At 72.7% G+C, this 10,672-nt stretch carries 7 protein-coding genes and 1 pseudogene; 1 reads left to right on the top strand and 7 read right to left on the bottom strand.

Going from position 1 to position 10,672, the window contains the following annotated elements:
* Positions 1 to 98: 98 nt before the first annotated feature.
* Positions 99 to 1,898, bottom strand: a complete 1,800-nt coding sequence (gene ggt, locus AB0M83_RS38910; RefSeq protein ID WP_364525205.1) for a gamma-glutamyltransferase — start codon at positions 1,896 to 1,898, stop codon at positions 99 to 101.
* Positions 1,899 to 2,112: 214 nt separating this feature from the next.
* Here ggt and AB0M83_RS38905 point away from each other — a divergent pair, with 214 nt between their 5' ends.
* Positions 2,113 to 2,928, top strand: coding sequence for a lysozyme (locus AB0M83_RS38905; RefSeq protein ID WP_364525203.1), 816 nt, complete (start codon positions 2,113 to 2,115; stop codon positions 2,926 to 2,928).
* 46 nt (positions 2,929 to 2,974) lie between these two features.
* On the opposite strand, the gene AB0M83_RS38900 is transcribed toward AB0M83_RS38905, so the two are convergent.
* The 6 genes and pseudogenes from AB0M83_RS38900 to AB0M83_RS38875 form a co-directional block, all read right to left on the bottom strand.
* A complete protein-coding gene (locus tag AB0M83_RS38900; protein WP_364525201.1) occupies positions 2,975 to 3,841 on the bottom strand; it encodes a GNAT family N-acetyltransferase in 867 nt (288 codons plus the stop codon).
* Positions 3,842 to 3,876: 35 nt separating this feature from the next.
* Positions 3,877 to 4,599: pseudogene (locus AB0M83_RS38895) on the bottom strand (ATP-binding cassette domain-containing protein); the annotation flags it as partial.
* Positions 4,596 to 6,527, bottom strand: coding sequence for a dipeptide/oligopeptide/nickel ABC transporter permease/ATP-binding protein (locus AB0M83_RS38890; RefSeq protein WP_364525199.1), 1,932 nt, complete (start codon positions 6,525 to 6,527; stop codon positions 4,596 to 4,598). The gene AB0M83_RS38890 and the pseudogene AB0M83_RS38895, both read right to left, overlap by 4 nt.
* A 3-nt stretch (positions 6,528 to 6,530) precedes the next feature.
* Positions 6,531 to 7,538 carry an ABC transporter permease gene (locus tag AB0M83_RS38885; protein ID WP_364525197.1) on the bottom strand — a complete coding sequence of 336 codons (1,008 nt, stop codon included), beginning with the start codon at positions 7,536 to 7,538 and terminating at the stop codon, positions 6,531 to 6,533.
* 10 nt (positions 7,539 to 7,548) lie between these two features.
* Positions 7,549 to 9,144 carry an ABC transporter substrate-binding protein gene (locus AB0M83_RS38880; RefSeq protein WP_364525195.1) on the bottom strand — a complete coding sequence of 532 codons (1,596 nt, stop codon included), beginning with the start codon at positions 9,142 to 9,144 and terminating at the stop codon, positions 7,549 to 7,551.
* Between the two features lie 41 nt (positions 9,145 to 9,185).
* Complete coding sequence (locus tag AB0M83_RS38875) at positions 9,186 to 10,574, bottom strand: serine hydrolase domain-containing protein (protein WP_364525193.1); 1,389 nt, start codon at positions 10,572 to 10,574, stop codon at positions 9,186 to 9,188.
* Positions 10,575 to 10,672: the final 98 nt, after the last annotated feature.

Raw genomic sequence — 10,672 nt, 5'->3', positions numbered from 1 at the left:
AGCGCCCCAATGTGGCGTTGGTTGCGTGGGACGCACCCAATGTGGCGTTCGGTGCGTCTGACGCACCGAACGCCACATTGGGGCGCTGGGGCCGAGAGTTACCAGCGGGTGGGCCACACCACCTGGGCCGCGCCCTGGCCGCGCCGGACCGGTTCCGCCGCCGCCAGCCAGCGGCCGTCACGCAGGCGCTCCACGCCGGTCGCCGCGCCGATCTCCGCCGGCGCCGTCGAGAAGCCCTGGCCACGGGCCTTCAGGTCAGCCGTCTCGGGCTGGTCCAGGAACGCCTGCTCGACCTGGGCGGCCGCCGAGTTCCGCTGGGACGCCCGCGGCGCCGCGATGGCGTCTTCCAGCGACAGCCCGCGGTCGAGGCGGCCGAGGATCACCTGCAGGACCGTGGTGATGATCGACGCGCCGCCCGGGGAGCCCGTCGCGAAGAACGGGCGGCCGTGGTCGAGCACGATCGTCGGCGCCATGGACGAGCGCGGCCGCTTGCCCGGGCCGGGCAGGTTCGGGTCGGGCACGCCCGGCGTCACCGGCGTGAACGAGAAGTCGGTCAGCTCGTTGTTGAGCAGGAACCCGCGGCCCGGCACGACGATCCCGCTGCCGCCCTCCTGCTCGATCGTCAGCGTGTAGGCGACGACGTTGCCCCACTTGTCGGCGACCGTCAGGTGGGTCGTGTTCTCGCCCTCGTACGGCGTCGGCGCGGCCGTCGTGCCCGCCGCGCACGGGGTGGGGTGCTTCGGGTCGGCGGGGGCGACCGGGCTGGTCGCGGCCTTGTCCTTCGAGATCAGGCACGCCCGCGAGTCGGCGAAGCGCTGGCTCAGCAGCTGATTGGCCGGGACGTCGACGAACGCCGGGTCGCCGATCCAGCGGTTGCGGTCGGCGAAGGCGAACCGCGTCGACTCCAGGAAGTACTGCAGGTAGTCGGCCTTGCTGGCGTGCTTCAGGTCGAAGTTCTCGAGGATGTTGAGCGCCTCGCCGACCGTGAGCCCGCCCGAAGACGGCGCCGGCATGCCGTAGACGTCGAGGCCTTCGTAGGTCGCGTGGGTCGGGGTGCGTTCGATGGCACGGTAGGCGGCGAGGTCCGCGGCGGTCAGCCGGCCGGGGCGCACGTTCAGCGTCGAGGCTGGGTCCTTCGGCGGCTGCTGCACGGTCTTGGCGATGTCCGCGCCGATCGGGCCCCGGTACAGCGCGTCGACGCCGTGGCGCTCGAGCTGCGCGTACGTCGCGGCGAGATCGGGGTTCCGGAAGACCGTCCCGGGGGCCGGCGGCGCGCCGCCGGGCAGGTACAGCGACCGCGTCGACGGGAACGCGGAGAACCGCGCGGCGTTGTTCGCGATCTGCGTCTGGAACGTGGAATCGACGACGAATCCCTTGCGCGCCAGGTCTTCCGCGGGCTTCAGCGACTTCGCCAGCGAGCGCGTGCCCCACTTGCGCAGGGCCTCGGACCACGTCGCGGGCGTGCCGGGGACGCCGACGCTGAGCCCGCTCGTGACAGCGTCGTTGAACGGCAGCGGCTGGCCGTTCTCGACGAACAGGTTGGCGTCGGCGGTCTTAGGCGCGGTCTCCCGGCCGTCGAGCGTGTGGACGCGGTGGGTCTTCGCGTTGTAGTAGACGAAGAAGCCGCCCCCGCCGACGCCGGCGGAGAACGGGTCGGTGACGCCGAGCGCGGCGGCGACCGCGACGGCCGCGTCGACGGCGTTCCCGCCGTCGCGCAGAACTCGGGTGCCGATCGCGGTGGCGTCGGCGTCGATGCTGGCCACGGCGCCTCCGAAGCCGACGGCGACCGGGGACTTCGGCGTGGGGGTGGCGGCGACGGCGGGCCCGGCCGCGACGGTGGTGGCGAGCGCGGCGGTGGCCGCGATGACGAGGGCTCGGCGGCATCTGTGCGACGGCATGCGGGCGAGTCTGCCCCTCCGACCAGGCGCCTTCAAGACGCCAAAGGGCGCGGATCGGGCCGATTCACCCGGTTTGTCAAAGTTTTACAAGTTTCCCCAGACTTCGAAATTGCTTCACATGGAGCAGTGACGTTGTGGTACTCGCTGTAACAGAATCATGCGGCGCGGCCTGCACACCGCGCATCCGCGAGGGCAACGAAAGGAACAACCGAAGATGACTGCACCACGGAGATGGCGCCGCCTGCTCGGCGCCGCTGTCGCGGTCTCGGCCTCCCTGCTGGTCGTGACCGCCCCCGGCGCTTCGGCGGCGCCGGGCCTGCCGGACCAGGACGCGTCGAACAACCACGAAATGGGCGCGGCGATCCGCGCCCACGACGGCGTGGCCCCGGCGGGGCCGGCGCCGGCGTCGGTGGACGCGAGCGTCCCCGGCATCGACGTCAGCTCCTACCAGGGCAACGTCAACTGGGCGTCGTACTGGAGCGCGGGCAAGAAGTTCGCCTACGTCAAGGCGACCGAGGGCACCGGCTACCAGAACGCGTACTTCAGCCAGCAGTACACGGGGTCGTACAACGTCGGCATGATCCGCGGCGCGTACCACTACGGCCGTCCGGACACCTCGGGCGGCGCGGCCCAGGCCGACTACTTCGTCGCCCACGGCGGCGGCTGGTCGAAGGACGGCAAGACGCTCCCGGGGACGCTCGACATCGAGTGGGGGCCGAACAACGCGTGCTACGGCAAGACGCCGGCCCAGATGGTGGCGTGGATCAAGGCGTTCAGCGACGAGTACCACGCGAAGACGACCCGCTGGCCGGTGATCTACACGGCGACGAGCTGGTGGAGCCAGTGCACCGGCAACACAGGCGACTTCAGCTCGACGAACCCGTTGTGGGTGGCGCGCTACGCGTCGTCGGCGGGGACGCTGCCGTACAACTGGGGCTTCTACACGTTCTGGCAGTACAGCTCTTCGCCCATCGACCAGGACCAGTTCAGCGCGGACATCTCGCGCTTGAAGGTGCTGGCGACCGGCTGATCCCGAGCGGGAGCACGCCACGCGCCGGGCGTGCTCCCGTTCGGCGTCACCGCCGGACGAGGTACCAGCCGGCCCGGTCGAAGCCGTCGATCCGGCCGCCGCGGGCGGCGAGGCCGGTGAGGGCCTCGCGCACCGCGGCCCGCCAGTGCCGAGCCAGTCCCGGATCGCTCACCCGGAGCTTTTCGACGTCGGGAGGCACGGCGACGAGTGAGGTCGTGCCGTCGAGCCCACCGGCCCGTGGACGGCCGTCGCCGGCGATGCCGAGGGCCACGACGGCGCCGGCGGCGAGCTCGTCCGCCACGACGGCACCGGTGCGGTGACCGGTGCTCGCGAGGACCACGCCGTGGTCGCGCAGCCGCCAGCGCACCAGGAGCCGGTCGGAGTCCTCGGCGCCGTTGATGGCGTCGGCCATCGGCCCGTAGAAGTCCGGCAGGTAGTCCACCGCTCGCCCGGCGAGCTTGGTCAGGTTGAAGTAGGCGTTGCGGGCGACCAGCGGATCGAAGGTCCAGGCGATCTCGGAGACGCCCCGCCGCAGCGTCCACGCCCGCTGGTGCAGCTTGAGCGCGAACCCGATCCGCCGCCCGGCCGCCTCCGCCGAAACGCCGGCGATGTGACTGTGCAGCGCCCCGTCCGCGGGGTCGTGGAAGAACCCCACGCAGGCTCCCACCAGCCGATCGGCGTCGAAGGCCCCGGCGACGTAGTTGCCGGCCTTGGTGAACGCGCGCAACAGCTCGATGGTCATCGGAGGGTTCGCCGGACGTCCCCAGATGGCGGCGAGCAGGCCGACCACCTCGGTCAGCTCCCGGATTTCGGTGAGTTCGCGCACCACGACACCGGAGACCCGGGCCGCGTCCGCCGCGGCCCGGCCCGCGCCGTCGGCCACCGGGTCCGCGGTCGCTCTGGTGCCCGTCACGCCGTCCCTCCGCCCTGGTTGGCCGGACGGCGGCGGCTGCCCGGTACGGCGGCGAGCAGTTCGCGCGTGTAGTCGTGACCGGGTTCGGTGAGCACGCGCCCGGTGGGGCCTTGCTCGACGATGCGGCCGCCGCGCATCACGGCGACGTGCGAGGCGACGTAGCGGACCACCGCGAGGTTGTGCGAGATGAACAACATGGACAGACCGAGCTCGCGTTGCAGTTCGCGGACCAGGTTGAGCACGGTGCCCTGCACGGAGACGTCGAGGGCGGAGGTGATCTCGTCGGCGATGATCACGCGCGGGCGCGCGGCCAGGGCGCGGGCCAGCGCGACCCGCTGCCGCTGGCCGCCGGAAAGCCGCGAGGGGACGGCGCCGGCGCAGACGGGATCGAGGTGCACGAGTTCGAGGAGCCGCCCGACCTCGGCGCGCCGGCCGGCGCGCGAGCTCCCCGGGGGCATGGCCTCGGCCACGCTCTCGCCCACCGTCATCCGCGGGTCGAGCGAGGAGTAGGGATCCTGGAAGACCATCTGCAGCGGACGCGGCCGGCCCCGGGTGGGGACCGGCTCGCCGGCGAGCGTGATCCGGCCACCCGTCAGCGGGGCGAGGCCGACGGCGGCCCGGGCGAGCGTGGACTTGCCCGACCCGGACTCGCCGACGAGGCCGACCACCGTGCCGGCCGGCACGGTCAGGCTGACCCGGTCCACGGCTGTCGTGCGGCCGTAGCGGATCGTGACGTCTTCGAAGCTCAGCTCGCTCACGGGGACTCCACCAGCTCGTCGGGACGGTGGTCGGCCGGCAGCGGTTCCCCCGCGTGCCAGCACGCCACCCGGTGGTGGCCCGGGGTCGCCGCGTCGCCGGTCAGCGGCGGGTCCTCGGCCCGGCACCGGGCGTCGGCGAGCGGGCACCGGTCGGCGTAGGCGCAGCCGGCCGGCACGTCGGCCGGGGCCACCGGGCGGCCCGGGATCGTCGCGAGCGGCACGGCCGGATCGGTGGTCATGTCCGGTACGGCCGCGACCAGCGCCCGGGTGTAGGGGTGGCGGGCGGCGGTGGCCAGCTCGGCGGCCGGCAGGTCTTCGACGATCCGCCCGGCGTACATCACCAGCACCCGGTCGCAGACCTCGCCGACCACGGTGACGTCGTGGCTGATCAGGATCAGGGCCACGTCGTCCGCCGCGCGGATCGCGGCGAGCAGGTCGAGCACCTGCTGCTGCACCGTGACGTCGAGCGCGGTGGTCGGTTCGTCGGCGACGATCAGCGCCGGCGTCCCCATCAGCCCCATGCCGATCATCGCCCGCTGGCGCATCCCGCCGGAGAACTCGTGCGGGTACTGCCGGACGCGGCTGTCCGCGTCGGGGATGCGCACCGCGGTCAGCCGGTCCACCGCGCGGGCGATCGCCGCCCGGCGGTTCAGGCCCTGGTGGTGGGTGGCCACCTCGGCCAGCTGGCCGCCGATCCGCCGGGTCGGGTTGAACGCGGTCATCGGGTCCTGGAAGACCATCGCCAGCGACGTGCCCAGCATCCGGCGCTGAACCGCCGTGTCCGGGGCCAGCAGGTCGTCCCCCAGCAGTTCCAGCCGGGACGCGGCGACCCGGGCGTGGTCACCGAGCAGCCGCGTGATCGCGAGCGCGGTCAGGGACTTGCCGGACCCCGACTCCCCCACGATCCCCACCGCTTCGCCGCGGCCCACCTGGAAGGAGACCCCGCGGACCGGCCGCACCGGACCGGCCGGCCCGGGGAAGGTGACCTCGAGATCGCGGACTTCGAGCACCGCCTGGTAGGAGTTCATCCGCGGTTCCCCGCCGGCCGGCCCGGTCTCGCGCGGCGCGCCGGCGCGCAGTCGGGGCAGCGCCCGCACACCGGCACCCACGGAGACACCCAGCCCCTTGGCGACCGATTCGCCGAAGAGGTTGAACGCCAGGCCGGCCAGCAGCACCGCGGCTCCGGGCACGAGCGCCGCGGCCGCGTTCACGTAGAGGGCACCGGTGCCATCGTTGAGCAGGCGCCCCCAGTCGTAGGCGGGTGCCTGGACCCCGAGCCCGATGAACGACAGCCCGGCGAACGCCAGGAGCGCGCTGCCGGCTCCGATGGTCGCGTTGACGACCAGCGGCTCGGCGACGTTCGGCAGGACGTGGCGGAGCAGCACGCGGAACCGGCCGATCCCCAGCGTGCGGGCGGCCGCGACGTAGTCCCGCGCCGCCACCCCCGCCACCAGGGTCTGCGTCAGCCGGGCGAACGCGGGAGCGCCCGCCAGCCCGATGGCCAGCACCGCCCCGGTCGCGCCGGCCCCGAACACGACCGCGAAGAACAGCGCCAGCAGCAGCCCCGGGAAGGCGACCGCGATGTTGACCGCGGCCGAGACGAGCCGTCCGGACCGCCGGCCGAGGACGAACGGCGCGGAGCCGAGCACCAGGCCGGCGACCACGGAGATGACGATCGCCAGCAGCGCCAGCGCGATCGACAGCCGCGACGCGACGAGCACCCGCAGCAGGATGTCCCGGCCGAGGTTGTCCGTCCCCGCCCAGTGGTCCGCCGACGGCTGCGCCAGGAGGCCGTCGGTGTCCACGGCGTCGGCACCGTCTCCCCACAGCAGGGGCCCGAAGCAGGCCAAGGCGAGTACGGCGACCACGAGCGCCGTCGCGGTGAGCCCCAGCGGGGTGCGGACGACCCGCGCCCAGCGTCCGTGCATCGCTCAGTCCTCCCGGATCGTCGAACGCGGATCGAGCAGGGCCAGGGCCACGTCGACCACGAGGTTGGTGAGGAGCACGCCGAGGCCGTAGAGGAGGACGATCGCCTGCACCACCGGGTAGTCCTTGACGAGGATGGACTGCACGATCGTGCTGCCGAGTCCCGGCCAGGCGAAGACGTTCTCGACCAGCACGGTGCCGGCGACCATGGCGCTCAGCAGGAGCCCGCCCAGCGTCAGGGCGGCCGTGACGGCGTTCGGCAACGCGTGCCCGAGGTAGATCGTCCGGGCGGGCAGCCGCTTGGCCCGGGCCGTGCGCACGAAGTCCGCTTCGAGCACACCCACCATCTCCACCCGGACGATGCGCGCCAGGATCGCCGCCGGGCCGATCGCCAGGGAAACCACCGGTAGCACGTAGGACGCCGCGGAGTCGTCGCCGGCGACCGGGAACCACCCGAGCCGGATCGCGAAGACGTAGACGAGCGCGACCCCGATCAGGAAGTCCGGCACCGTCGACAGGACGATGCTCGACGTCGTGAAGACGAGCTCGGTGCGGCGGCCGTGCCCGCGCCGGGTCAGCACCCCCGTCGCCACCCCGAGCGGGACCGCCACCACCACGGCCGCCAGGAAGGCCAGCACGGCCAGGGAAAGCGTGGCGGGAAGGCGCTGCGCGACGACATCGGACACCGGGAGCTGCGAAGCCAGCGAGGTGCCGAGGTCGCCGGTGAACAACCCCTTCAGGTAGTGCAGGTACTGCACGAAGAACGGGTCGTCCAGCCCCAGGGAGTGCCTTCGCGCCGCGACCAGGTCCGCCGGCGCGGTCGGGCCGAGCGCCGCGCGGACCGGGTCCCCCGGAATGAGGTGGATCATGGCGAAGGACGCGGTCACCAGCACCCAGAGGGAGACCAGCAGCCGCCCGAGGCGCCGGGCGCCGAACCGCACCCACGGGTGGGCCCACGGCCGCGCCCGCGCGGGATCCGCCGGCGGTTCGGGAGCGATCAGGGTCAAGGACATGTCGGCCGCCCTACTTCGCCAGCATGCGGATGCTCGTCGGGATCAGCTGTCCGGGGGTCTGGAACTCCGCGGCCTTGCCGAACGTGCGCACGACCTTCCCGGCGAACGGCACCACGGCGGCCCGGGCGATCAGCCCCGACTCCGCGGCGAGCCAGTCACGGCACCCGGCCACGCCGGGGATCGCCGTGGCCGCCTTCACGGCCTGGTCGTACTCCGGGTCGGCGATCGCGGAGAAGTTGTTGCCCTGCGGCGAAGCCGGTCCGGAAAGGAACGGCACCAGCTGGTCCGGGGAGCTGACGTTGAGCGAAACCCAGACGACGTCCCAGTTTCCGGACCCGAAGATGGTGCCGGTCAGCGTCGTCTCGTCCTGGCTGTGCGCGGTGGCCTCGACGCCGATCGCCTTCCACTGCTGCACCGCGAGCTCGGCGGCGGCGTCACCGCCACTGCCGTTGTTGTTCTGGTAGAGGAAAGTCAGGGCCAGCGGCTGACCGGCCTTGGTGCGCTTGCCGTCCGGTCCGGCCGTCCAGCCGGCCTGGTCGAGCAACGCCGCTGCCGCCTGGGGGTTGCCGGCCGGCAGGGCGCGGGAGACGGAGTCGCCGGGGCAGGCGACCGGTTCGTTCGCGGCCAGCGTGGTCGCCGGGCCACCCTGGTTCGAGGTGAGCACCTTCTGCAGCCGGCCGAGGTCGAGGGCCTGCGTCAGCGCCATCCGGACCTTCGGGTCGGCCGTGGCCCGGCCGGCGGCCTGGTTGTACCACTGCTCCCCCACGAGTGCCGGGGTCTTGGCCGTGAACAGGCCCGCCTTCTCGAGCCGGTCCGCGTCCGGACCGGCGATCTGCGCGGCGCTCAGGCCGCCGGAGAGCAGCAGGTTCGCCGCGGTCGTCTCGTTCGGGACCACCTTGAAGACGACCGTCTTCGGCAGGCCCTTGGTCGCGGTGGTGGCGCCGTTCGGCCCCCACGTGTAGCCCTCGCGGATCGCGTACGTGTAGTGGTCGCCCGGCGCCGCCTCGACGAGCTTGTAGGGCCCCGAACCGGCGGTGGACTTCTTCAGCGCGTCACGGTTCGCCGCGCCGCCCGGGCAGACGATCGGGAGACCGGACAGTCCATTGAGGACGAAGGGCGCCGGCTGGGTCAGGGTGAGGGTGACCACGCGGGTCGCGTTGTCGCCCTTCGCCGTGGTGCCGCCCGGGAGGAAGGTGCCGAGGAACGGGCTCTTGTTCTTCGGGTCGGCGACGAAGTTGAGGTTGCCGGCGACGTCCTCGGCGGTGAGCGCGGCACCGTCGGAACAGGTGATGCCCTCGGCCAGGGTCAAGGTGACCGTGGTGCCCTGCACCTGCCACGTCTGGGCCAGTTCGGACTGGATCTCCCCGGTCTTGCCGTCGACGCTGACCAGCGTGTCGTAAGCGAACTGGGTGAGCGCGTACAGCGCACTGCCCGCGCTCATCTGCGGGTCGAGGCTGCCCGGGTCCGACGTGAGCCCGAGGGTGAAGGTGCCCCCGTCGACGACCGCGGCCTTCCCGCTGGTGTCCGAGGCGCTCCCGCACCCGGTGAGCACGGCCGCGGCCAGGCCGAGGCACAGGCCGTAAGTTCCCGCAGTGGTCAGCTTCATGGCGGTTTCCGTTCCGTACTTTCCGGGGTGCAGAGGGGAGGTCAGGCGCCGGCGCGGCGGACGGCGCGGCCGAGGTGCAGGTACAGCGCGTGCCCGGTGCCGTCGTCGCCGAGGAACGCGTGGGGCATGTGCATCCCGCGGTCGGCTTCGACCGGGATCAGCATGTCGTCGCGGTAGTGGACGAGCTCGGTCCGCTCGACTTTCCCGCCCATCTCGATCAAGGCCCCCTTGGGGACCTGCTCGATCCAGATCCGCCGGTCGTCGTCCTGGCTGACGGTGAGGTCGAAGACCTGCGCCGAGTAGGTGCCGACGTAACGCCGCGCGTCGATCTGCTGCGGCTCCGCGGGCGGCGCGGGCAGGGCCGACAGCCCGGCGCCGGTGAGCTCGCCCAGGACGTGGCCCACGACGTCGCGGTAGAGCGGGAAGACGTCGCCGCCGTTGGTCAGCAGCGCCACGGCGACTCCGGCTTCGGGGACCATCCGCAGGAAGGCGGCTTGCCCGATGGTGTTGCCGTCGTGGCCGATGATCGTGCCCGCCGGGGTGTCGAACCGTTCGAAGCCCAGCCCCCACGAAGAGCCCATCAGGCCCAGCTCGGGCAGGTCCACCTGCCGGTCGTGCATCCGCGCGGCGGTTCCGGGAGCGAGGATCCGCGTGCCGTCGGCCGCGCGGCCGTCCTCGAGGTGCATCCGGGCGAACGCGAGCAGGTCGCGCGGCCGCATCGAGAGCATCGACCCGGCCGGCGCGTTCGACCGCGCCATCGCCCACACCGGCGCCGGGACGTACCCGGCGCCCGGCTCAGGCTCGACGTGGCCCACCGCGGCGCGGAACAGGATCGCCTCGTACGGCCCGGTCGCGGTGTGGGTGAGTCCCAGCGGAGCGATGAGGTGCTCGCGCAGGCAAGCGTCGTAGGGCTTCCCGCGCAGCACCTCGACGAGCCGGCCGAGCACGCAGTAGCCGGCGTTGTTGTAGGAGAACTGCTCGCCGGGCGGGAACAGCTGCGGCACGTCGTGCAGGGTCGCGACGTACTTCTCGAGGCAGTCGTCACCCACGCCGGTGTCGGTGAAGATGTCCCCTTCGAACCCGGCGGTGTGGTTGAGCAGCTGCCGGACGGTCATTCGCGCCGCCGCCGCTTCGTCGCCGATGCGGAACTCCGGCAGGTAGCTGCGGACCGGCTGCTCGAGGTCGAGCTTTCCTTCGTCGGCCAGCTGCAGGACCAGCGTGCTGGTCCAGAGCTTGGTGACCGACCCGATCTGGAAGACGGAGTCCGCGGTCGCCTCGACCCCGGTCGCCTTGCTGAGCAGGCCGGCGGCGCCGTCGACCTGTTCCCCGTCCTTCAGCACGGCCCACGCCGCACCGGGGACGTCGTATTTCTGCAGGAGCGCCGGAAGCCGCTCGTCAAGCCACGCGTGTACGTCGTCGAGGTTGCCCATGCGGGACGATGCTAGGAACGGCGCGGTCCCCGTTGTTCGTCGTCGGCGACGACTCCTGACCCGGTAGTTGGTCGCCGCGGACGACCGGGGCTGCGTCG

Source organism: Amycolatopsis sp. NPDC051106 (assembly GCF_040682775.1).
In the GTDB taxonomy this organism is placed as follows: domain Bacteria; phylum Actinomycetota; class Actinomycetes; order Mycobacteriales; family Pseudonocardiaceae; genus Amycolatopsis.
The sequence above is the reverse complement of the archived record's forward strand: the minus strand, read 5'-3'. Positions and strand labels throughout refer to the sequence as shown.